The organism is Mesorhizobium sp. M1004 (assembly GCF_040318795.1).
GTDB lineage: Bacteria > Pseudomonadota > Alphaproteobacteria > Rhizobiales > Rhizobiaceae > Mesorhizobium.
In genome coordinates, this window is the sequence record NZ_JAMYNB010000005.1 from 433900 (window position 1) to 456531 (window position 22632).

Below are 22632 nucleotides of genomic sequence, written 5' to 3' on the forward strand. Positions count from 1 at the left end.
TCTCGGCATTCGGAGGAGATCGCGCACCTGGATGTCATCTGAGCGGCCGCGCAAGCCAGGAATATCGCCAGTATCAGTCCATTGCCGGCAGTTCTTCCTTGAACCTTGCGGCTTGCAGTGCCAAATCTGAGGAAATTTTCTAACGGGCTGATATGCGCCGCCCGCTTACAGGCAAACGGACACTATGGTCACCTATCTCGACGCCGCCACGGCACCCCTCAGGAATACCGGCCAGATCCGCCTCTATGGCGAAGAAGGATTTGCCGGCATGCGCAGGGCCTGCGATCTCACCGCGCGCTGCCTCGATGAACTGGTGCCGATGGTCCAGCCGGGTGTCACCACCGAGACCATCGACCGTTTCGTCTTCGAATTCGGCATGGACCAAGGCGCGCTACCGGCGACGCTCAACTACCGCGGCTACACCAAATCGTCCTGCACCTCGATCAACCACGTCGTTTGCCACGGCATTCCAGACAACAAGCCGTTGAAGGATGGCGACATCGTCAACATCGATGTCACCTACATCCTCGACGGCTGGCACGGCGATTCCTCGCGCATGTATCCCGTCGGCACCATCAAGCGCGCCGCCGAACGCCTGCTTGAAGTCACTCATGAGTGCCTGATGCGCGGCATCGCGGCGGTCCGGCCCGGCGCTCGCACCGGCGCCATCGGCGCCGCCATCCAGACCTATGCCGAGGCAGAGCGCTGCTCGGTGGTGCGCGATTTCTGCGGCCACGGCGTTGGCCAGCTGTTCCACGACGCACCAAACATCCTGCACTATGGCACCGGCTCGGAAGGCGTCGAGATGCGGCCGGGCATGATCTTCACCATCGAGCCCATGATCAATCTTGGCCGGCCGCATGTGAAAGTGCTGTCGGACGGCTGGACGGCGGTGACGCGCGACCGCTCGCTGTCGGCGCAGTACGAACACACGATCGGCGTCACCGAAACTGGCTGCGAGATTTTCACCCTGTCGCCAAACAAGCTCGACCGCCCCGGCCTGCCGGCGGTCAGCTGAAAACAAGATCGCCTCAAGCCGCGGCTTTGAGGCGCCGTCGCCGAAAAAACTCGACCGCGCGCTGCTTACCGCTCTAATCTGCCGTCGAAGCCTTCGGGGAGTGTGGGGGGTCGATGGGGAAGAGCGGTGACGACGAACGGGGGTTCTTCTCCGAGCGGTGGCTTGAACCGCCGGCGAAGGACAAGACGCCCAAGGACAAACTGACCGAGACGCCACACTATCACGGCCATCGCGACCGTTTGCGCGAGCGCTTCGTTGCCGGCGGCGCGGACGCCCTGCCCGACTACGAACTTCTCGAACTGCTGCTGTTTCGCCTGATCCCGCGCGTCGACACCAAGCCGATCGCCAAGGCGCTCTTGGCGCGCTTCGGCACTTTTGGCGAAGTGCTTGGCGCACCGGTGGCGCTGCTGCAGGAGGTGAAGGGCATCGGCCCCGCCGTGGCGGTCGACCTGAAGGTGATTGCCGCTGCCGCGCAGCGCATGGCGCGGACCGAGGTTCGCGACCGCGAGGTGCTGTCCAACTGGACGCAGCTTCTTGCGTACTGCCGCTCGGCGATGGCGTTCGAGAACCGCGAACAGTTCCGCATCTTGTTTCTCGACAAGAAGAACGTGCTGATCGCCGACGAGGTACAGCAGGTCGGCACCGTGGACCACACGCCGGTCTATCCGCGCGAAGTGATCAAGCGCGCGCTGGAACTATCGGCCAGCGCCGTCATCCTGGTGCATAACCACCCTTCCGGCGATCCGACACCATCGCATGCGGACATCGAAATGACCAAGCAGATCATCGACAGCGCCAAGCCGCTCGGCATCGCCGTCCACGACCACATCATCATCGGCAAGAAAGGCAACGCCTCGATGAAGGGCCTGCTGCTGATCTGAGCCCGACGCTCGCGGGCGCCGTCAACCCCAAACGCCACCGCTCGCGAGCCAATCAGCAACATTCCGCTTTGGCTCAAACGCCCACGCTTGCGGTGTAGAAGTGATATTGCGACGGAAGCGCCGCTTCGGCGACAATGTGGTAGACGCAAATACGAAGCATCAGTTCCCGTCAGCCATTGCAGGAGGTCTATTCAATGACGCTCGAATGCATAAATCCAAATGATCTGCCGATTCCGGAAATGTACTCCCAGGTCGTCGTCGCGACAGGAAGCAAGCTGGTGTTCGTCTCGGGCCAGCAGCCAGAAGACATACACGGCAAGCTCGTTGGCCATGGTGATTTCGCAGTCCAGGCGCGCCTGGCGTTCGGGAATCTCGGCCGAGCGCTTGCTGCCGCCGGCGCTCGGCCTGAGCAAGTCTGCAAGATGACGATCTACATCGTCGATTACAAACGCGACGAACACGTGCCGATCATCGAAGCGGCCCAGATCGAGCTGTTCGGCGATCACAAGCCAGCAAACGTGGTGGTCGGGATAGCTGTAATGTCTCCCGGCTACCTAATAGAGATCGATGCGATCGCGGTCATCGACCCGTAGGCCAAGCGAGGACGCGTCAAGTCGCCCAAACAAATCCCGGAACTCGCTGCGAGATTGCCACGACCTTGATCTCTCCATCCATCCACGATCACATCGTCATCGGCAGGAATTGCGATGTCTCGATGAAGAGCCTGCTGCTCACCTGATCAACGTCGGAAACAGGAAACACGCAATGCCCCAGCCCGGCGACGAACCATGGCCGTTCGACAAGCAACGCGCAGCCCTCCTGGTCATCGACATGCAAAGCGACTTCGTCGATGAGGGCGCCGTCATGGAAGTGGCCATGGCCCGCCATCGCATTCCGGCGATGCGGCAGGTGGTCGAGCTTTGCCGCGCGCAAGGCGTCCCGGTGATCTACACCCAGCATGTGCTCAGCGACCATTTCGATATCTCGCCGCTGGAAACCAGCTATCAGCCGAAGCTGAAAACCAAAGGCATGCGGGAAGGCAGCGCCGGCGCCGAAATCGTCGCCGCGCTTGCGCCCTTGCCTGGGGATGTCGTCATCAAGAAGCACCGCTACGATGCCTTCCACAACACGCAGCTCGAGACCGTGTTGCGCAACATCCGTGGCGCAGGCCGGGTCGACACGGTGATCATCATCGGCACCGTGACCAGCATCTGCTGCGAATCCACCGCGCGGAGCGCCTTCATGCGCGACTACAAGGTGGCTTTCATCAGCGACGCCAATGGCGGACTGGACGAGGCATCGCACAATGCAACCCTCGACATCATAGGCAAGGTGTTCGGGCGCGTGATGACGGTTGCCGAGCTTGGGAACCTGTTGCGGAGTTGAACCCCAGCGTCAGCTGGCGTGCGTCTCAAGCTCCGGCGCCGAGCCTGCCCTCAAGAAGGTCGCGCCGCTGCTGCAATTCGCCGGAGACGAATTTGGTGAAGGCGTGGACGCGCGCCGTGCGGCGCAAATCGTCGTGCACCAGCACCCACAGCGCCGAGCCGATCTCCTCGATCAGCCCTCCGACCCTTACAAGCCCGGGCAGGCTGTCGCCGAGATAACAGGGCAGCGCCGCAACCCCGATTCCGGCGCCCGCCGCATGCGACATCGTCACCAGGGAATCGGCGCGTATGGCGATCTCGACATCGGGCAGCGACGACCGCATCCAGCGGGCGACGCCGGTGTTGGCCAGGCTGTCGTCGGGCGCGATCCAGCGCAGCGCACCCAGTCTCGGCTCCGGGGGTAGCGTTTCGGCATAGGAACGTGTCGCGTAGGCGGCGAAGGCGACGCCCGAAATGCGCCGGCCGACCAGGATTTCCTGCGGTTGCGACACCGGCCTGATCGCCACGTCTGCATCCCTTTGCGTCAGGTTGGCGATGGAATTCTGCGTCATCGCCTCGACCCGTATGCCGGGATGGAGCTTATGAAACGCCGCCAGGATCGGCGGCAGCACCGATGCCATCAGCGTATCGGTGGTGGTGACCCGCAACCTGCCTTCGAACCTGAGATCCTGCCCCGACAGTTTGCGCGCCAGTTCATTGACCGTCTCGGCCATTGTGCGTGCCGCGCCCAGCAGTTCCTCGCCGCCCGCGGTGAGGGCATAGCCAGTCGGCAGCCGATCGAAAAGGCGGATACCCAGCCGCGCCTCGAAGGCGTTGACGCGCCGCAGCACAGTCGTGTGGTTCACGCCTAGGATCCGAGCCGCCGCCGCCAGCGAAGCGCCATCGGCGACGGCCAGCACCATGCGCAGATCTTCCCAGTCGATATCGCGTGAGCTGTGCATTCTTGCAGAAAGATAAAAGAAAGCGCTGCGCTCTGCGAGTCAAAATGACGCTTCGCTGTGCAAAAACGCAGAGCAAGCGGGCGAATCGGCATGTCGATCTGCGCATGCACGCACGCCATATGGAGTCCGACGACAAAAGAAACAGTCGCGGAGAAGAGCCATGACGCCGATAGAACTCTACACCTGCCAGACACCCAACGGGCACAAGGCCTCGATCATGCTGGAAGAGGTCGGCCTGCCCTACTCGGTCCGCTTGGTCGACATCGAAAGGGGCGACCAGACCAAGCCTGATTTCCTGGCGCTCAATCCCAACAACAAGATCCCGGTGATCGTCGACCGGGACGCCGGCCGAACGGTCTTCGAATCCGGCGCCATCCTACACTACCTGGCGCGACGGTCGGGCAAGCTTCAGCCGGTGGGCGCGCAGGAGGCGGACGATACGCTGACCTGGACCTTGTTCCAGGCGGCCCATGTCGGCCCGACGCTTGGCCAATTGTGGAATTACAAAATCTTCGCGCCGGAAAAAATCCCTTATGTGATCGAGCGTTTTGAGCGCGAAACCGGACGCGTCTTCCGAGTGCTCAATAGCCGGCTCAAGAACTATGAGCACATCGTCGGCAAAAGCTACGGCATCGCCGATGTGATGACATGGCCATGGATCAACGCGGCCGTCACCAGGCTCGGCCTCAGCCTCGATGACGCGCCAGACCTGGCGCGTTGGTATGCCGCCATAGGCCGACGCTCCGCAGTTGTCAGAGGCATTGCCGTTCCCGCCCTGCCCGAAGCATCGGCTGCCGCTTAGATCATGATGAGATTTGGTTGAAATCTCATCATGACCTAACCCTTTGTTGGAGCATGATCTTTTCCAAAAACCGGCACCCACTTTTTGGGATCATGCCCTAGCCGCCGCACCCCGCATTCAAGGAATACGATCGTGGAAATCCTCTTCGTCCCTCTGGCGCTTGTCGCCGGTGGCCTGCTTGCGGTGCAAGCCGGCGCCAATGCCCAACTTTCAAAGGCGGTCGGCTCACCCTTTGCCGCGACCACGCTTCAGCTCGCGGTCGGCGCCATCGTGCTGTTGTCGATCACGGCCCTCACCGGAACGACACCGGCTCTGCTTGCCGTTCGGCAAGCCGAATGGTGGCATGCGATCGGCGGCATGGCTTCGGCCTTCTACGTTGTTTCGACCATTCTTCTGTTCCCTCGCCTTGGCGCCGTCGTGTCCGTCGGGCTCTTCATCGCTGGGCAGATGCTTGCATCCTTCGCCCTCGACACGTTCGGCTGGCTCGGGATCCCCGAAGCCGGACTGCGAGCCGGGCCTGCCTTCGGCATGCTCGTCTTGCTTGCCGGGGCTGCCCTCATCGTTCTGGGACAGAAGGGCGCGGCCGACAATACCGCATCCTCAAGACCAGGGTGGATCGGACTGGCGCTGCTGGCAGGCGCCGTGCTTCCGGTGCAAGGCGCTGTAAACGCCTTGCTTCGGCACGACCTTGGCGGCGCGCCGTTTGCGGTCGGCACCATCTCGTTCCTGGTGGCGATGCTGGCCATGGCCGCGGTGCTTCTGATCGCGCTTGCCCTGACGAAGACGCCCCGCCCTCGCCTCGCCGGCCTGTCGTCGATGCCCTGGTGGGGCTGGCTCGGAGGTTTTGCCGGCGCCACCTATGTCACGACCGTGTTCACCGCCATCCCCGTCATCGGAGCGGCAGCTGCCGTCAGCCTGACGGTGGCCGGCCAGCAGGTCGCCGGCATCTTCGTCGACACCTTCGGCTGGTTCCGCCTGCCGCAGCGGCTTGTCTCCGGCATGCGGCTCGCCGGCGTCGTGCTGCTTTTGGCCGGCTGCATCATCATCAAGGCGCTTTGATCCCGCTGGAACAAGGCAAGCCGAATCAAACCAGCCCCTGCCCTCCCTGATTTGGGGGGTCAGGTGTCGCCCCGGCGTCACCAACGAAGCAAGGTCCGGGCGCCGCAGAAGCAATTTTTCGCTCCTTCCACAACCGGCTCTAGAATTTCGATCGCAAATCACGCATGATGCACTTGGTATTTTCCCGGGACGGCTTCGCGCCCCCTGAAATACCGGGAGGAACGGGACATGCCCATAGTGGTTGTACTCGTTTTGATCGTCGTGGGCTCGGTGTTGTTCCACTTCCTGAGCCCATGGTGGTGGACTCCGATTGCCTCGAATTGGGACTATATCGACAACACCATCATCATCACCTTTTGGATTACCGGCGTCGTCTTCGCCGCAGTCGTCCTATTCATGGCCTATTGCGTTTTCCGCTTCCGTCACCGCGAAGGCAACCAGGCGGCCTACGAACCGGAGAACAAGCGGCTCGAATGGTGGCTGACGATCGTCACCGGAGTGGGTGTTACCGCCATGCTGGTTCCCGGCCTGTTTGTCTGGAGCCGGTTCGTCAACGTTCCAAGCGACGCAACCGTGGTCGAAGTCGTCGGCCAGCAATGGCAGTGGAGCTTCCGCTTGCCCGGCAAGGACGGCAAACTCGGCACATCCGACACCCGCGACGTCACCGCTGAAAATCCGCTGGGCGTGATCGCCAAGGATCCCAGCGGCCAGGACGACGTCGTGGTCGAAGCGGCCGACCTGCATCTGCCGGTCGGCAAGCCGGTCAAGATGCTGCTGCGCTCGATCGATGTGTTGCACGATTTCTACGTTCCGGAATTCCGCGCCAAGATGGACATGATACCGGGCTCGGTCACCTATTTCTGGTTCACCCCCACCAAGACCGGGACCTTCCAGGTTCTGTGCGCCGAACTGTGCGGCCAGGGGCACCCGATGATGCATGGCATCGTCATGGTCGATACCGAGCAGGACTATGTGGCCTGGCTCGACCAGCAGCAGACGTTCGCGCAATTGTCGGCGCCGCAGCAGACGGGCTCGGTGGAACAGGCGCCGGGCAACGCGACGGCGTCAGCTCTAGAAGTTGCGGCAAAACTCGAAACTGTCGGGTCCCGCTGAAGGGCACGGAGGTGCTCCGCCTATGGTCGATATCACACCTGCAGATGCCGTCCCGCCCGCCGAAGTCGCGGAAATGGAGCTTTACCATCCGCACAGCTGGTGGACGAAGTATGTCTTCTCGCAGGACGCCAAGGTCATCGCCATCCAGTATTCGGCGACCGCAACGGCCATCGGCCTGGTCGCGCTGGTGCTGTCCTGGCTGATGCGGCTGCAGCTCGGCTTCCCCGGCACGTTCGATTTCATCACCCCCGAGGCCTACTACCAGTTCATCACCATGCACGGCATGATCATGGTGATCTACCTGCTCACGGCACTCTTCCTCGGCGGCTTCGGCAACTACCTGATCCCGCTGATGGTCGGCGCCCGCGACATGGTCTTTCCCTATGTCAACATGCTGAGCTACTGGATCTACCTCCTTGCCGTGCTGGTGCTGGTGTCGAGCTTCTTTGCGCCCGGCGGACCGACCGGCGCCGGCTGGACGCTCTATCCGCCGCAAGCCATCATGACCGGCACACCTGGCGGCCAGGAATGGGGCATCATCCTGATGCTCGTCTCGCTGATCCTGTTCATCATCGGCTTCACCATGGGCGGTCTGAACTATGTCGTGACGGTGCTGCAGGCCCGCACGCGCGGCATGACGATGATGCGCCTGCCGCTGACCGTCTGGGGCATCTTCACCGCCACCGTCATGGCGCTGCTCGCCTTTCCGGCGCTGTTCGTCGCCTGCGTGATGATGCTGCTTGACCGCGCGCTTGGAACCTCCTTTTTCATGCCCGCGGTCGTCGAGATGGGGGAACAGCTACAGCACAATGGCGGCAGCCCGATCCTGTTCCAGCATCTGTTCTGGTTCTTCGGCCACCCGGAAGTCTACATCGTGGCGCTGCCGGCCTTCGGCATCGTCTCCGATCTGATCAGCACGCATGCGCGCAAGAACATTTTTGGCTACCGAATGATGGTCTGGGCCATCGTTGGCATCGGCGCGCTGAGCTTCGTGGTCTGGGCGCACCACATGTATGTCAGCGGCATGCACCCCTATTTCGGCTTCTTCTTCGCCACCACGACACTGATCATCGCCATCCCGACGGCGATCAAGGTCTACAATTGGGTGCTGACGCTGTGGCGGGGCGACATCCATCTCACCATACCGATGCTGTTTGCCATGGCTTTCATCGTCACCTTCGTCAATGGCGGGTTGACCGGGCTGTTTCTCGGCAACGTCGTCGTCGACGTCCCGCTGTCGGACACGATGTTCGTCGTCGCTCACTTCCATATGGTCATGGGTGTTGCTCCGATCGTCGTCATCTTCGGCGCGATCTACCACTGGTACCCGAAGGTCACCGGCCGGATGCTGAACGAGACGCTCGGCCGGTTCCATTTCTGGGTCACATTTCTCGGCGCCTACCTGATCTTCTTTCCCATGCATTACATCGGCCTGATGGGCGTGCCGCGGCGCTATGCCGAACTGACCGACGTGACGGTCATGACGGAGTCGGCGCATCACCTGAACTCGTTCATCAGCATCATGGCGTTTATCGTCGGCTTCGCCCAGATCGTTTTCCTGTTCAATCTTATCTGGAGCATCCGCCATGGGCGCGAGGCCGGTGGCAATCCATGGCGAGCCACGACACTCGAATGGCAAACGCCGCAGACGCCACCGGCGCATGGCAATTTCGGCAAGGATCTGCCGATCGTCTATCGCTGGGCCTATGACTACAGCGTGCCGGGCGCCAAGGAGGACTTCATTCCGCAAAACATGCCGGGCACGTTCGGCCCCTCCAGGGAGCCGGCATGAGCGTCATCCTGGTCTTCCTTCTCGTGATCGCCGGCTTTGCCGGCTGGTGGCTCTCGCATCAGCGGCTGATGGCGAAACCATGGCTCGAGCAAGGTGTGGCAGGAGATTTTGTCGCCTTCGACCGATCGAGCCTGCCGACCGCCAAGATTGGCCTCGGTGTCTTCCTCGCCGTGGTCGGCTGCCTGTTTGCGCTGTTCACCAGCGCCTACTTCATGCGTATGGCGCTGTCGGACTGGCAGCCGCTGCCCATCCCACGCCTGCTCTGGCTCAACACCGGCATGCTGGTGCTGAGCAGCATCGCGCTGCAATGCGCCTCGATCGCGGCGCGCAAGCGCCAGATGGACACGGTCAGGCTCGGCCTTGCCGCGGCTGGGCTCACCGCGATCGCCTTCCTCATCGGGCAACTCATGGCATGGCGGGACCTGACCGCCGATGGTTATTTTCTGGCCTCCAATCCGGCCAACAGTTTTTTCTACCTGATAACCGGGATGCACGGCCTGCATATCGTGGGAGGGCTGGTGGGCCTGAGCAGGACAACCGCCGGCGCCTGGAACGGTGCACGCCCGGAACGGCTTCGCCTCAGCGTCGAATTATGCGCCATGTACTGGCATTTCCTGCTTTTCGTCTGGCTCGCCATCTTCGCTCTTTTGGCCGGCTGGGCCGTGACGTTCATCGATATTTGCCGGCAGTTGCTGACCTAGGAGGTCGAGGAGCATGGCAGAAACCACACTGACGCATACCGGCCAAACGGAGACGCGGCCCGCAGGCTGGCAAGGCATCGCCGCCGACTGGTCCTCGGATCAGCGCGCGTTCAAGAACGTGTCCTGGGGCAAGGCCATGATGTGGATCTTCCTGCTCAGCGACACCTTCATCTTCGGCTGCTTCCTGCTCTCCTACATGACCGCGCGCGTCTCCACACGTGTGCCGTGGCCCAATCCGAGCGAGGTCTTTGCGCTTCGCATCGGCGGTTCGGACATTCCACTGATCCTGATTGCCATCATGACCTTCGTGCTGATATCGAGCAGCGGAACGATGGCCATGGCGGTCAATTTTGGCTATCGCCGCGACCGCCGCAAAACCGCAATCCTCATGCTTCTGACGGCAGCGCTAGGAGCCACCTTCGTCGGCATGCAAGCCTTCGAATGGACCAAGCTGATTACCGAAGGCGTACGGCCGTGGGGCAATCCCTGGGGCGCGGCACAATTCGGTTCGACTTTCTTCATGATCACCGGCTTCCACGGCACGCATGTGACGATCGGCGTGATCTTCCTCATCATCGTGGCGCGAAAGGTCTGGCGTGGAGACTATGACGTCGGACGTCCCGGCTTCTTCACCAGCCGCAGGGGTCGCTACGAGAACGTCGAAATCATGGGGCTCTACTGGCATTTCGTCGACCTGGTCTGGGTGTTCATTTTCGCATTCTTCTATCTTTGGTGAGAGGCTGACATGGCTGAAGCAACCGCAAACGGCCTCGGGCAACACGCGCTGCACTCTGATCATGCGCATGAAGGGCCATCGACCGGCGTCGCGGAGGTTCATCAGGAACATCCGATCAAGCTCTATCTGGTGGTCTGGGCATGGCTGTTCATCCTCAGCGCCTGCTCCTACATGGTCGATTATCTCGGCATCCACGGCTATCTCAGATGGTCTCTGATCCTGATCTTCATGATCCTCAAGGCCGGGCTGATCGTCGCCGTGTTCATGCACATGGCCTGGGAGCGGCTGGCCCTGACCTATGCGATCATCCTGCCGCCGCTTCTGATATTGGTGTTCGTGGCGATGATGCTCTTCGAAGCGGACTACACGCTTCTCACCCGGTTGTCCTTCTTCGGACCGGGGCCCTGACGCACAGCTTCATCTCCGGTCAAAGACCGGAGATGAAGCTTCCCATCAGCTGATCTGCAGGGTCAGAGGCCGACCCGCGTCGGGGACGATGGCGGCTCCACAACCTTGCGGTAGACATGCCAGGTGGCGTGACCCAGGATCGGCAGCACGACCGCCAGCCCGGCAAACACCGGCAGCGAGCCTATGATCAGGGCGACGGCGACAATCAGTCCCCAGACAGCCATGGGGATCGGGTTCGCCAGCACCGCTCGCACCGACGTGTGGATGGCTTCGTAGGCGCCGACATCGCGGTCGAGCAGCAATGGGAAGGCGACAACCGTCGTGCACAACACCACCGCGGCGAAGACGAAGCCGATGGCGTGCCCCAGGACAATCAGAGACCAGCCGCGTCCGGTGGCAAATATTTCATTGATGAAGCCCGAAATCGATGCAGGCGGAGCCGGGCCGAAGAGATATTCGTAGAACACCTGCGCCGCCAAAAGCCAGGCGATGAAGATTGCAACCAGCATGATCCCGACTGCGGCGATGGCTGGCAGGGCCGGAGAATTCCTGACCTCGAACGCGTGCGTCCAGGAGGTGTCGAGCCCGGCTTCTCGTCTGCGGCTGATCTCGTAAAGGCCGATCGCCGCGAATGGACCGATAAGCGCAAAGCCGGACACCAGCGGAAACAACATCGGCAACGCATTGGCACCCGAAGTCCAGGCAGCGAGCACCACGCCGACAAGCGGATAGATCAGGCAGAGAAAGACGATGTGCGACGGTTTGACCATAAAATCGTCAACACCGCGCTTGAGCGCATCGAAAAGATCGGAAACACTGATTTTTCGGATTTTGGTGTGTTCCAGCGTTTCGCTGGCGCCTGCAATCACGTGAAAACTTGTCATGCCCGTTCCTCCAGACCAGGTCCGGCAAGGTCGCGGTATCACGGTGCTGCCGTTCTGCATGACTGGCCACGCGAACCGCGACCTGCACCGCAATCAATATACTCCATTGACTGGAGCTTGTCGCCCGTTCTTACAAAAGGCTCCCGGAAGGCGAAGTTTCCGAACACAGCGTCATGCCGTCACCCTCCGGCTGACATGAACGCACGCATCGCGATGGTATCGGCAAGCAGCACGGCAAAGATCGCGAAAAGATAGAAGATCGAATAGGCAAACAGCGCCTTGGCCGGCTTCATCTCCTTGTCGAGGATGACCAGGGCGTTCCAGGCATGCCAGATGAAACCCGCGCCCAACGCAGCCGAAACAATCCCATAGACCCCGCTCGTAAATTCGAACGCCCAGGGCAGCACTCCGATCGGTGCCAGAAGCAGTGAATAGGCGAAGATCTGCCTTCTGGTCGAGGCCTGGCCGGCCACGTTCGGCATCATCGGGATGCCGGCAGCGGCATAGTCGCCGGCCTTGAACAGTGCGAGCGCCCAGAAATGCGGCGGCGTCCACAGGAAAATGATCAGGAACAGGATCAGGCTTTCAATGCCGATGGCGCCGGTGGCCGCCGCCCAGCCGATCATCGGAGGAAGGGCACCCGCTGCGCCGCCGATGACGATGTTCTGCGGCGTCGAGCGCTTCAGCCACATCGTATAGATGACGACGTAGAAAAAGATTGTGAAGGCCAGCAGTGACGCGGCAAGCCAGCCCACCAGCACGCCGAGCGTCATGACCGAAAGTGCGGAAAGCACCAGGCCGAAGCCGAGCGCTTCGCCGGCCGTGACGCGGCCCGACGGAACCGGCCGCTTTGACGTGCGCGACATCAGCGCGTCGATGTCGGCGTCGTACCACATGTTGAGCGCGCCGGCCGCTCCCGCTCCAACCGCAATCGCACCTATGGCGATCACGGCGATGACCGGGTTCATCGCGCCGGGCGCCACCATCAGACCGACGAAGGCGGTAAAGACGGCAAGGGCCATGACCCGAGGCTTCAAGAGCGCAAAGAAATCACTGGCCGTCGCTTCCGAGAGGCGGACGCCGGTATCCTTGAGGCTTTCCTTGACCGACATTTGAGACGACCATCGATGGAAACCGGGCAGCCTAGAGCAATTCCAGGAAAAGTGTATGCGGTTTTCCGTCCGGAATTGCGTAAGAACAAGAGATCGAGCGGATCGCCGTTTCCGTGAAACGGTGAAACGCTCTGGCCGGCCGAAGAGCCAGGTTACGGGGAAAATTGCTTCAGATAGGCGATGACGTTGGCGACGTCCTCGTCCTTCTTGAGGCCGGGAAACGCCATCTTCGTCCCTTTGACCATTGCCTTGGGGTCGTGAAGATACGTCGTCAGTGTCGGCTCATCCCATTTGACGCCGGATGTGCCGGCCGCGATCATGGCTTCGGAATATTTAAAATCCGGATGCGTGCCGGCCGTCCGGCCGATAACGCCATGCAACGAAGGGCCTATCTTGTTGGTGTCTTGGTCTGCGACGTGGCAGACCTTGCATTTGGTGAAGACCTTCTCGCCCGCCGCGGCGTCCTGTGCCCGCGATGGATTGGCGATGAAAGTTGCAACGGAAACGACGGCGAAAAACGCAACCAAGCGCATGGCATTCCTCCCTGATCGTCAAATTTGCCTGAGACGGTCTGCACATGCCGGTAGCACCAGCATGCGCCCTGCACGGCAGAATAGATTCTCCGCTCCTCCCCAGATGGAATTGCGGCACTTGTGTACCACAGAATCTGGCCGGTAGGTAGAACAGGTCGACCGTACAAAGGTTCAGGTGGGCTGCGGTGGCTCAAGGCACATCCGCCACAACGAAAAAGGCCGCCTCGAGGGCGGCCTTTTCTGATCTTGTCGTCAGGCGCTTATTCGGCGTCCTTGGCGGCCTTCTTCTTCGGGGCTGCCTTCTTCTTCGGCTCTTCCGCGTCGTCGGCCTTTTCAGCCTTGTCAACCTTTTTGGCAGCGGCCTTCTTCGCCGGCTTGGCCTTGGCGGTATCGCCCTCTTCGTCGTCAGCCATCAGCTCTTCCTTGCTGACCTTGACGTCGGTGACCGAGATCTGGCTGAGCAGATGGTCGACGACCTTCTCCTCGAACATCGGCGCGCGCAGCGTGTTCAGGGCTTCCGGATTGCTGCGATAGAACTCGAAGGCTTCCTGCTGCTGGTTGGCCGGGTAGCGGCGCACCTGCTCGAACAGGCCGCGCTGCAGTTCCTCGTCGGAAACGGTGACGCCGGCCTTCTCGCCGATCTCGGCCAAAACCAGGCCGAGACGCACGCGGCGCTCGGCAAGCCGCAGATATTCGGCGCGTGCCTCTTCTTCCGTCGTCTCCTCGTCGGCGAAGGTACGGCCGGCGGCTTCGAGATCGCGGTTGACCTGGGTCCAGATGTTGTTGAACTCGGCATCGACGAGCTTCGACGGCGCCTCGAACGAATAGGCCGCGTCAAGCTGGTCGAGCAGCTGGCGCTTGACCTTCTGGCGGGTCATCGAACCGAACTGGTTCTCGATCTGGCCGCGCACCACGTCGCGCAGGCGCTCCAGCGATTCCAGGCCGAGGTTCTTGGCCATCTCGTCGTTGATTTCCAGCGCGCCGGGCTTGGACACTTCCTTGACGGTGACGTCGAAGGTGGCTTCCTTGCCGGCCAGATGCGCGGCCTGGTAGTTTTCCGGGAAAGTGACCGTGACCTGCTTCTCGTCGCCGGCCTTGGCGCCGATCAGTTGGTCCTCGAAGCCCGGAATGAATTCCTTGGACCCCAGAACCAGCGGCTGGTCGGTGCCGGCGCCGCCGGAAAAGGCCTCGCCGTCGATCTTGCCGACATAGTCGATCGAAACGCGATCGCCTTCGGCGGCCTTGCCGGTCTTCGGCTCGAAGCTTCGCGCCGATTCGGCAACGCGCTGGACCTGCTCGTCGATCTCGCTGTCCGGCACTTCGAATACCTGGCGCGTCACCTTGATGTCGGAGAAATCCTTGATCTCGATCGCCGGGATGACCTCGTAGTTGAGGCGGAATTCGAAGTCGGCGCCGCCGGCCAGGATCTTCTCGGCCTCTTTCTCGTCTTCCGTCATGATCACTTCAGGCTGCATGGCGGCCTTTTCGCCGCGCCCCGTGATGATCGAACGGGTCGAATCGTTGAGGATTTCGTTGACCACTTCGGCCATGAACGACTTGCCGTAGACCTTGCGCAAATGCTGCACAGGCACCTTGCCGGGACGGAAGCCGTTGATGCGGACCTTGTTCCTGGCGTCGGACAGCCGCGCCATCAGCTTGGCTTCCATATCACCGGCCGGCACGGTGATCTTGATCTCGCGCTTGAGACCGGAGTTGAGCGTTTCGGTGACCTGCATCGTAAAACCTTTATCTTCACCAAAGAGGCTGCCACGGCGTCTTGCCGTTCACAGCCTGCCGGTACAATCTTGCCGGGAATGGCTTTTGGTACGGAACCTGGCGATTTGACCGAAATTACGGCTCAAATTGTTCCAAACTGCGTTCCAAGATGTGAATAAGTTCTTGTTTTTCCTACTTCTTATCACATTCTGCAGAAGCGGATCGGCGCGTCCCGTCACATTTGACACGCCTTTTGTCACAGGCGAGGCCAATTTTCAACCATCTTCGCGTTGCAGCGAATGACCGCCCCAACGGCAGACATTTTCGCCCCGACATTGACAGAATGATGGCTACATGGGATTGCCGACAAATGCGGATGTGGCGGAACTGGTAGACGCCCTGGATTTAGGTTCCAGTGCCGAAAGGCGTGGGGGTTCGAGTCCCTTCATCCGCACCACCCTTCGCTCTATCGAGCTTCGGGTGGCAGGCCACCCAGGAGCTTGATAAAGCGAAGGGTGTCCTCCGAAGCCGTGGCGTAGGAGGACTGGCGGCGACGGCCTACACTTCAAACACTTGACCGGTAAACCACTCCGCCAATTTCGCCAGCTCCGGCCCCAGCACCCGGTCGGCGTCGACCGGCGGCACGATCTTCCTGATATCCGCGACAAAATCCTGCAATGCCGGCGGCGCGGCGCGTTCAGTCACGTACAGGGCCTGCGAGGCGATCATCGCCAGCATCGCCATTGCCGCATCGAGGCAGCGGCCGGCCGTCGCTTCCTTGGTCCAGGCGAAGAATGCGGTGGTGGCGACGTCGTCCTGGCCGGCGCCGGCCGATGCGGTGCCCGGAATGAAGGTGCGCTGCGCCGCGAGCTTGGCCTGTTCGAGATAGCCGGTGATCGCCATCGGGACATAGCCGACATTGCCATGGCCATCGCTGTCGGCCCAATGCCGCCCGGTCATCAACAGATCGGGCAGCAGCGACACCTTGCCGTTCAGCAGCTTTGAGGCGTGGCGGTCGCAAAGCAGGCAGAGATCGGCCCAGATCGCCGCCAGATCGTCCAATGCCGGTGTCGCCATGGCATTGTGGTAGCCGCCGGTGGAGATGCAGCGTCCCAGCGGATGCGCATCGTCGGGCGGGATATAGACCGGATTGTCCGAGATCGAGGCCAGCGACACGGTCGCCGCCTGCTCGGCGCCCGCCAGCGCCCGATGCGCATGGCCGAGCACGCGCGGCACGATGCGGTAGCTGACCGGCGCCTGATAGTTGCGCCGGCCGTCGCCGGCGCCAACCAGGTATTGCCGCAACCCTTGCAAGGCGGCCGCTTCGTGCGCGTCGCCCCACAGCCCGTCGAGCGCTGCATCATAATGCTCGAGCGGCGCACGAAAGGCTTCGATCGACAGCGCAAACACCTTGTGCGCCATCGCGACGCGACGGCGTGCGGCAAGTGCTGCGTCCGCCACAAGGGCGGCAGCGCAGGGCGAGCCGTTGATCAGCGAGCCCCGCTCCTTCACTTCGAGCTCCAGGCCAGCGGTAAGCGCGGCAAACAGCGGATAGAGCGCCAGGATCTCGCCGGCGCCGCCCTGCCCCTGCGACGACACCACCGGCATCGGTCCACCGTCGAGCATCGCCGCAACGGCTAGCGCGATGCGCGGCGTGGTGGCGGCATTGCCTTCGATGAAATTGGTCAGCCGTGCCAGCACGATCGCCCTGACCACGCGCTCGGGCAACGGCTCCCCGAAGGATGTGGCGGCGGCAAAAGCCTTGATGCGCGCATGGCGGTCGCGCTCGTCAAGTTCGAGCTTGCGGCTTGCCAGCTCGCCCATGGCGGTGGTGACGCCGTAGATGACCGGCGGCGGATCGGACTCAATGAGTTTCAGGAACGAGGCGCGGCATTCGGCAATGCGTTGCAAGGCCTTGTCGCCGATTTCGACCGTGTCGTTTCTCCAGGCGACGCGCAAAACGGCATGGAGATTGATATCTTCGCGCGTCGTCACCGTAATCGGCATTGTCTTCGCCCGTCTGGTTTGCATGAGGGCGGAGCGATCGATCGTTGCCGAAATCCATGCCCTGGGTAATGTCTTCTAGTAGAGCGGTTCCTCAAACAATGTCTTGTCGCCGTCCATCAGCCCCTTGATCTGCGCCTGGCCACTGGCGGCGAGCGCGACGCGCACGCCGAATGGCCGCACCCGCATGTCGTTCTGGATCGCCATGCCCTGGCCCTCAGGTAGGTAGAAGCGGTCGATGCCGTATTGCGGTGCGATCGTGGATTCAGGATCAAGCGTCCAGCCCGGCGCGACCTGGCCGACAATATCGGCTTCGTCGGCGGTCGCCGGCGTCGGAGCCCTGCCGAACCAGGCCGTGGTCGCATGCCAATAGCCGTCGGCGCCCGGCTTCAGCCGGACCACGATCGGCGTGTTCTCGCTCACGAGCTGGCCGGCCGGGATGTTGGCGATCAGCTTCACCGGCAAGCGCGATATTTCATAGCCGAGGATAATATAGTCGCCGCGCAGCAGATCGCGCGGATCGACCGGCTCGACTTTCAGCAAGACCTCCTTGCCGTTGCGCAGGATCGCCGCGCGGCCGGCGATGATCCAGCTCAGGAAGCCGATCTGGACGAGCGCCAGGACCAGCGCCGAGATGACAAGTTTCTTTCCCGACATCATGCTGCCGCTCCTTCCGGGGCCTTCATGCGTTTTTCCACACGGATGATGACGAGAGCCAGGGTGCCGAAAAGCACCGCGGCAGCCAGGAAGAAGCCGGCCGTGCCGAGCATCGTCTGCAAGGTCACGACGTAGATAATGGCAAGTTCGAAGGCAAAGCCGGCATAAGCAACCCAGCGCAGCCCCCTGCTCTCGCGCCCGCCCAGAACGATCGCCGCCGCAATCCCGGCCAGCGCGATAACCGAGGCGACGGCAAAGCCGTTGCTGAAGGCGTTATCATCGCCCAGTTCGATCTGGATCATCGCCAGCCCGGTGAGAAAGCCGGTCAAGGCGTGCAAAGGCAGCCGCCCGCCGAGCTGCAAGATCCAGTCGGCCGGCCCGGCGGCGAAGATGGAAACCGCAAACAGCAGCGCCGACACCGCGACCAGAGGAATAGCCAGGGCGAGCGTGTTCTGGTCCAGGCCGCGCACCGCGATATAGAAAATGACCGAAAGAATGATCAAGTGGCGTGCCGGCTGGCTACGCGTCCAGAATGAGACGACAAAAAGCACCGGCGCCATCACGACGAAGAAATCCGGAAATACGGGGCGGTCATAAAAGTCGAACGCGCGCACGAACAGCCAGGCAATGGATATGCCGACGGCAGCGACCGTCAGCGGGTTCGAGCGCAACGCCACCGCGGCAAGTGCCGTGCCGATGCCCCAGGTGACGATGGCCGAGGCCTCGTCGCCCGTGAGATGGTACATCTGGCCGATCAGCGCGATCGATCCGCCGAAGGCCGCGGCGGCCACGATCCACAGCGCCTCGCCGATCGCCGCATGGTCGCGCATCTTAAACACCGCGCCGCCGACATAGCCGGCGAGAATGACGGCAAACAGTGCCGCGACCCGCACCAGCCGCGGGATGGCGTCCCAGTTGGCGGCGACGAAGAGCAGGATCGCGGCGCCGAACAGCAGCGCCGCCATCATGGCCAATATAGTGCCGAAGCTCAGCGATTTGCGCTCGTTTGCGTCGATGTCGCACTTAAGCGCATCGGCCGTCTTCGCGTCGATCAGGCCGGCCTGCAGCCACCGCCCGATATCGGCCCTCGCCCGTGACGAATAGCTCGCCATGTCGCTTCTCCCCCAGCTTGGTCTTTCTGACAGCCGATCCGCTCAAATCGTTGACGCAACGTCATTTTCCGATTCGGGTCTCTTCATGACGAAGCCGTGAACGCGCGTTAATGTTGCATTGCACAATTTGCATTGCTGCCATGCGCCAACAGCACTTTTAAATCGATATTACCCAGCCTATTTACTGTTCGTACACAAACGGAATGATCCGAAGAAAGACGAAACGAGCACTACCATGAACCTGATCCGCAACTACCGCAACTGGCGCCGCTACCGGGACACCGTCTCCGAGCTGAGCCGCCTTTCGAACCGTGAACTGACCGACCTCGGCATCAGCCGCAGCGACATCCACTACGTCGCCCGCAAGGCGGTCTAATCCTCTTCGGATCGCAAATGGTCCGAACCAGTTTTGAAAAAGAGAACGACAATGAACCTGATCCGCAACTATCGTAACTGGCGCGTTTACCGCGACACCGTTACCGAGCTGGGTCGCCTTTCGAACCGTCAGCTCCATGATCTCGGCATCGTCCGTGACGAGATCAAGATCATCGCCCGCAGGGCGACGATCTAGCCAGAATTTCGCCAGGGTCGACCTCCTCCCCGACCCTGACGGATACGGTCAGCCTTCACCTCCTCCCGAGGGTTGACCACCAAAACGGCGCCCGCCGCACCTCCTCCCGCGGCGGGCGCTGTTTCCAAAGCGAACGCAGTTCGTCTTTCCGAAGCGAACGCTAGTTCGTCTTCAAAGTGAACGCAGTTCCTCTTCCAGGGATTTCGCCTCCCTCGATCCGGCGAAAAGAATTTCGTCAAAGCCGACCTCCTCCCCGGCGATGGCGAATACGGCCGATCCCCACCTCCTCCCGAGGATCGGCCCCAAAAACGACACCCGCCGCACCTCCTCCCGCGGCGGGTGTTGTTGTTTTTGGGGCAGGTTTGCGGCTGTGCTTGCGGTCGATCGAGGCGCTTTGCGCCGCCATCCAAGCGTCGCCGCGGACATAAGAAACTCGAGCTCCGTCGTTGCACGACAATGACCCACGCTCGCACCGGCCAATTGCAAACGGCGCGCCAAGCGATTATTCCGGCGCTCATGAGCAAAAATCCTATCCACATCGTCGGCGGCGGCCTCGCCGGCTCCGAAGCCGCCTGGCAGGCAGCACAAGCCGGTGTTCCCGTCATTTTGCATGAGATGCGCCCGGTGCGCGGCACCGATGCGCACAAGACCGATGGGCTGGCCGAACTTGTCTGTTCCAATTCCTTCCGCTCCGACGATGCCGAGAACAACGCCGTCGGCCTGCTGCATGCCGAAATGCGGCTGGCCGGCTCGCTGATCATGAGTGCCGGCGACGCCAACCAGGTGCCGGCAGGCGGCGCGCTGGCCGTGGATCGCGACGGTTTCTCCGACGCGGTGACGAAAAAGCTTGAAGCGCACCCGCTGATCACCATCGAGCGCGAGGAAGTGCCGGGCCTGCCGCTGGCGGAGTGGGACCAGGCGATCATCGCCACGGGACCGCTGACCGCGCCGTCGCTCGCCCAGTCGATCGCCGAGGCAACCGGCGCCGATGCGCTGGCCTTCTTCGACGCGATTGCCCCGATCATCCATTTCGACACGATCGACATGGACACCTGCTGGTTCCAGTCGCGCTACGACAAGGTTGGGCCCGGCGGCACCGGCAAGGACTACATCAATTGCCCGATGGACAAGGACCAGTATCTCGCCTTCGTACAGGCGCTGGTCGACGGCCAGAAGACCGAATTCAAGCAGTGGGAAGGCACGCCCTATTTCGACGGCTGCCTGCCGATCGAAATCATGGCCGAGCGCGGCGTCGAGACGCTGCGCTACGGGCCGATGAAGCCGATGGGGCTGACCAATGCCCACAATCCGACGGTAAAAGCCTATGCCGTGGTGCAGCTGCGCCAGGACAATGCGCTGGGCACGCTCTACAACATGGTCGGTTTCCAGACCAAGCTGAAGCATGCCGAGCAGGTGCGCGTCTTCCGCACCATTCCGGGCCTGGAAAACGCCGAGTTCGCCCGTCTCGGCGGCCTGCACCGCAACACCTACATCAATTCGCCGACCTTGCTCGACGCCTCGCTGCAGCTGAAGTCGCGGCCGGGCCTGCGCTTTGCCGGCCAGATCACCGGCTGCGAGGGCTATGTCGAGAGCGCGGCGATCGGCCTGCTCGCCGGCCGCTTCGCCGCCGCCGAGCGGCTCGGCCACGCGCCATCGCTGCCACCGCTCACCACCGCCTTCGGCGCCTTGCTCAACCACATCACCGGCGGCCACATCGTTTCCGACGACGAGCCGGGCAAACGCTCGTTCCAGCCGATGAACGTCAATTTCGGCCTGTTCCCGCCGGTGGAAGCACCGAAGACCGAAGGCAAACGCCTGCGCGGCAAGGACAAGACGGTGGCCAAGCGCCACGCGATCACCTCACGCGCGCGGGCAGATTGTCGGGAGTGGCTAGGGCTGCCGGCGCAAACATCGGAAGCTGCTGAATAGCCAAGTCTCAGAGTCCTAACGCGATTGACGTTTACGTTAACTCGCTGGCCAACCCCGCGTTGCGCGCCTGAGCAACAGCCAATGCCGGCGCAGAGCCGAAAGCCGGGCTGCGCCACCAAGCGGCGAGCGGCCATTGGCCATCTTGCCGAGATAGGCGCTGGTCAGCGCCAGCGGCAGGAACGCCGGACGCAGCGTTTCCGGAAGTGCGGACGCCCCTTGCTCGAAAGCGCGGAGATGCTCCTGCGCCAATGCAATCATCGCAGCCACCGCGCGCTGAGCGCCGGGGCCGCCGTCGCCGCTGACGAACTCCTCCGGCGACGAGCCGGCCGCTGCAAGGATATCCGCCGGCACGAAGCATTGCCCGCGTCGGCGATGCAGCGGCAACAGCAGCAACAGGCCGGTCATCGCCTGGGCGCAGCCGGCCCTGCCCGCCAGTTCGGCAAAGCGCGGCGCCTGATTGGGATCGAGCACCATCGCCGCCAGCTGGATCAGCGCGGCCGCCGTCTCGCCGCAATATCCCTCGAGATCGGTGCGCGACGGCATCGGATCGTCATAGAGGTCGAAGATGCGGGCCTCGAGCATGTTGTCGAAGGCAGTTTTGGGCAGGCCATGGGCAGAAATCGTCGCCTTCAGCGCATCGGCGAGCGGGTTGCCTGTGGCTGCGGCTTCAGCAGCGATGACATCGCGCCACCATTGCAGCCTCACTTCGCCCGGCAATGCCTCGTGGATGCGGTCTCGGACAGACGCAATCTCGGCATTGAAGGCGTAAAGCGAAAACAGCGCCGCGCGCTTGTTGGCCGGTGCATAGAGTGCGCTGACATAGCGGTCATGGTCGCCGGCGCGCACCGTCTCCATGACGATGTCAGCTGTATCGGTCACGTCAGTCGACGGCGATCAGCGCCGCGGCCACGGCGCGGTCTTCGGCAAGCAGAACATTGTAGGTCCGCACCGCTGCCCCCGTCGACATCGGGTCGGAGCCAATGCCAGCCGCTTTCAGCGCCGCCCGAAGTGCTGTCGGCAAGGGCCGCAAATCCTTGCCTGTGCCGACCAGCAGGATCTCGACCTTGCCGGCCTCAGCCAGCAGCAGGTCGAAATCCGCCGCCGTCAGGGCCAGCGGATCGGCCGGCTCCCAGCCATGGATGCCGGAGGGCAGGCAAAGAAGCGAGCCGCGATGCGACATGTCGGCGAAGCGGAAGCCGCCATTGCCGTAGGCTTCGATCGGCGCCCGTCCGGGGAAATGCGCCTCGCGAATGACGATGCCTTTTGCCACCAGCGCGG

25 protein-coding genes and 1 tRNA gene are annotated in these 22632 nt (G+C 62.2%); 15 read left to right on the forward strand and 11 right to left on the reverse strand.

Annotated elements, in window-relative coordinates; translation table 11 throughout:
• Positions 1–184: 184 nt before the first annotated feature.
• The 4 genes from map to NKH54_RS13680 all read left to right on the forward strand — a co-directional run bounded on the left by map (position 185) and on the right by NKH54_RS13680 (position 3285).
• Positions 185–1018, forward strand: coding sequence for a type I methionyl aminopeptidase (gene map / locus NKH54_RS13665; RefSeq protein ID WP_353028383.1), 834 nt, complete (start codon positions 185–187; stop codon positions 1016–1018).
• A 113-nt stretch (positions 1019–1131) separates the two neighbouring features.
• Positions 1132–1899 (forward strand): RadC family protein, encoded by a 768-nt coding sequence (gene radC / locus NKH54_RS13670; RefSeq protein WP_352841979.1) that lies wholly within the window; start codon positions 1132–1134, stop codon positions 1897–1899.
• A gap of 194 nt (positions 1900–2093) precedes the next feature.
• Positions 2094–2492 (forward strand): RidA family protein, encoded by a 399-nt coding sequence (locus NKH54_RS13675; protein ID WP_023701658.1) that lies wholly within the window; start codon positions 2094–2096, stop codon positions 2490–2492.
• A gap of 172 nt (positions 2493–2664) precedes the next feature.
• Complete coding sequence (locus tag NKH54_RS13680; protein ID WP_023751542.1) at positions 2665–3285, forward strand: isochorismatase family protein; 621 nt, start codon at positions 2665–2667, stop codon at positions 3283–3285.
• 25 nt (positions 3286–3310) lie between these two features.
• Here the strand turns inward: NKH54_RS13680 and NKH54_RS13685 are convergent, their stop codons facing one another.
• A complete protein-coding gene (locus tag NKH54_RS13685; protein ID WP_023701662.1) occupies positions 3311–4225 on the reverse strand; it encodes a LysR family transcriptional regulator in 915 nt (304 codons plus the stop codon).
• A gap of 160 nt (positions 4226–4385) precedes the next feature.
• On the opposite strand from NKH54_RS13685, the gene NKH54_RS13690 reads away from it, so the two are divergent.
• The 7 genes from NKH54_RS13690 (at position 4386) to NKH54_RS13720 (ending at position 10836) form a co-directional block, all read left to right on the forward strand.
• Positions 4386–5027 carry a glutathione S-transferase family protein gene (locus NKH54_RS13690; protein WP_027050354.1) on the forward strand — a complete coding sequence of 214 codons (642 nt, stop codon included), beginning with the start codon at positions 4386–4388 and terminating at the stop codon, positions 5025–5027.
• A gap of 132 nt (positions 5028–5159) precedes the next feature.
• Positions 5160–6086, forward strand: a complete 927-nt coding sequence (locus NKH54_RS13695) for a DMT family transporter (protein ID WP_023667660.1) — start codon at positions 5160–5162, stop codon at positions 6084–6086.
• Between the two features lie 228 nt (positions 6087–6314).
• A complete protein-coding gene (locus NKH54_RS13700; RefSeq protein WP_023667661.1) occupies positions 6315–7199 on the forward strand; it encodes a cytochrome c oxidase subunit II in 885 nt (294 codons plus the stop codon).
• A 22-nt stretch (positions 7200–7221) separates the two neighbouring features.
• Positions 7222–8991, forward strand: a complete 1770-nt coding sequence (gene ctaD / locus NKH54_RS13705; RefSeq protein ID WP_023681631.1) for a cytochrome c oxidase subunit I — start codon at positions 7222–7224, stop codon at positions 8989–8991.
• Positions 8988–9692 (forward strand): cytochrome c oxidase subunit 3, encoded by a 705-nt coding sequence (locus NKH54_RS13710; RefSeq protein ID WP_023753355.1) that lies wholly within the window; start codon positions 8988–8990, stop codon positions 9690–9692. Before ctaD ends, NKH54_RS13710 begins: the two co-directional genes overlap by 4 nt.
• Positions 9693–9705: 13 nt before the next feature.
• Positions 9706–10428 carry a heme-copper oxidase subunit III family protein gene (locus tag NKH54_RS13715; RefSeq protein ID WP_023667664.1) on the forward strand — a complete coding sequence of 241 codons (723 nt, stop codon included), beginning with the start codon at positions 9706–9708 and terminating at the stop codon, positions 10426–10428.
• A 9-nt stretch (positions 10429–10437) separates the two neighbouring features.
• Entirely contained in the window at positions 10438–10836 is a 399-nt protein-coding gene (locus NKH54_RS13720; RefSeq protein ID WP_023667665.1) for a cytochrome C oxidase subunit IV family protein, read from the forward strand.
• Positions 10837–10898: 62 nt separating this feature from the next.
• Here NKH54_RS13720 and NKH54_RS13725 read toward each other — a convergent pair whose 3' ends face one another.
• From NKH54_RS13725 to tig, 4 genes are all read right to left on the reverse strand, one after another.
• Complete coding sequence (locus NKH54_RS13725; RefSeq protein ID WP_023691119.1) at positions 10899–11720, reverse strand: DUF2189 domain-containing protein; 822 nt, start codon at positions 11718–11720, stop codon at positions 10899–10901.
• A gap of 179 nt (positions 11721–11899) precedes the next feature.
• Positions 11900–12832, reverse strand: coding sequence for a heme o synthase (locus NKH54_RS13730; protein WP_352653702.1), 933 nt, complete (start codon positions 12830–12832; stop codon positions 11900–11902).
• Positions 12833–12984: 152 nt separating this feature from the next.
• The gene (locus NKH54_RS13735) at positions 12985–13365 is read right to left on the reverse strand and encodes a c-type cytochrome (RefSeq protein WP_023667668.1); all 381 of its coding nucleotides are present in this window, start codon (positions 13363–13365) and stop codon (positions 12985–12987) included.
• Between the two features lie 260 nt (positions 13366–13625).
• Complete coding sequence (tig, locus tag NKH54_RS13740) at positions 13626–15101, reverse strand: trigger factor (RefSeq protein WP_353028384.1); 1476 nt, start codon at positions 15099–15101, stop codon at positions 13626–13628.
• A gap of 352 nt (positions 15102–15453) precedes the next feature.
• On the opposite strand from tig, the gene NKH54_RS13745 reads away from it, so the two are divergent.
• A tRNA-Leu gene (locus tag NKH54_RS13745) sits at positions 15454–15538 on the forward strand.
• 101 nt (positions 15539–15639) lie between these two features.
• Here the strand turns inward: NKH54_RS13745 and NKH54_RS13750 are convergent.
• From NKH54_RS13750 to NKH54_RS13760, 3 genes are all read right to left on the reverse strand, one after another.
• Positions 15640–17088 (reverse strand): aromatic amino acid lyase, encoded by a 1449-nt coding sequence (locus tag NKH54_RS13750; protein ID WP_353028385.1) that lies wholly within the window; start codon positions 17086–17088, stop codon positions 15640–15642.
• 75 nt (positions 17089–17163) lie between these two features.
• Positions 17164–17745: a GDYXXLXY domain-containing protein gene (locus NKH54_RS13755; RefSeq protein ID WP_023733691.1), complete on the reverse strand. Its 582-nt coding sequence runs from the start codon at positions 17743–17745 to the stop codon at positions 17164–17166.
• A complete protein-coding gene (locus NKH54_RS13760) occupies positions 17742–18854 on the reverse strand; it encodes a DUF2157 domain-containing protein (protein WP_353028386.1) in 1113 nt (370 codons plus the stop codon). Before NKH54_RS13760 ends, NKH54_RS13755 begins: the two co-directional genes overlap by 4 nt.
• 235 nt (positions 18855–19089) lie before the next feature.
• Here NKH54_RS13760 and NKH54_RS13765 point away from each other — a divergent pair, with 235 nt between their 5' ends.
• Together NKH54_RS13765 and NKH54_RS13770 are read left to right on the forward strand one after the other, a co-directional pair.
• Positions 19090–19230: a DUF1127 domain-containing protein gene (locus NKH54_RS13765; RefSeq protein WP_006335194.1), complete on the forward strand. Its 141-nt coding sequence runs from the start codon at positions 19090–19092 to the stop codon at positions 19228–19230.
• Between the two features lie 51 nt (positions 19231–19281).
• Complete coding sequence (locus NKH54_RS13770; RefSeq protein ID WP_023667673.1) at positions 19282–19425, forward strand: DUF1127 domain-containing protein; 144 nt, start codon at positions 19282–19284, stop codon at positions 19423–19425.
• Positions 19426–19596: 171 nt separating this feature from the next.
• Here NKH54_RS13770 and NKH54_RS13775 read toward each other — a convergent pair whose 3' ends face one another.
• Entirely contained in the window at positions 19597–19923 is a 327-nt protein-coding gene (locus tag NKH54_RS13775; RefSeq protein ID WP_156935994.1) for a hypothetical protein, read from the reverse strand.
• An 18-nt stretch (positions 19924–19941) separates the two neighbouring features.
• Between NKH54_RS13775 and trmFO the strand changes: the two genes are divergently transcribed.
• Positions 19942–21354, forward strand: coding sequence for a methylenetetrahydrofolate--tRNA-(uracil(54)-C(5))-methyltransferase (FADH(2)-oxidizing) TrmFO (gene trmFO / locus NKH54_RS13780; protein ID WP_353028387.1), 1413 nt, complete (start codon positions 19942–19944; stop codon positions 21352–21354).
• Between the two features lie 36 nt (positions 21355–21390).
• On the opposite strand, the gene NKH54_RS13785 is transcribed toward trmFO, so the two are convergent.
• Together NKH54_RS13785 and NKH54_RS13790 are read right to left on the reverse strand one after the other, a co-directional pair.
• Entirely contained in the window at positions 21391–22209 is an 819-nt protein-coding gene (locus tag NKH54_RS13785; protein ID WP_023751547.1) for a phytoene/squalene synthase family protein, read from the reverse strand.
• 25 nt (positions 22210–22234) lie between these two features.
• Positions 22235–22624, reverse strand: coding sequence for an Mth938-like domain-containing protein (locus tag NKH54_RS13790; RefSeq protein WP_023688226.1), 390 nt, complete (start codon positions 22622–22624; stop codon positions 22235–22237).
• Between the last annotated feature and the right edge of the window lie 8 nt (positions 22625–22632).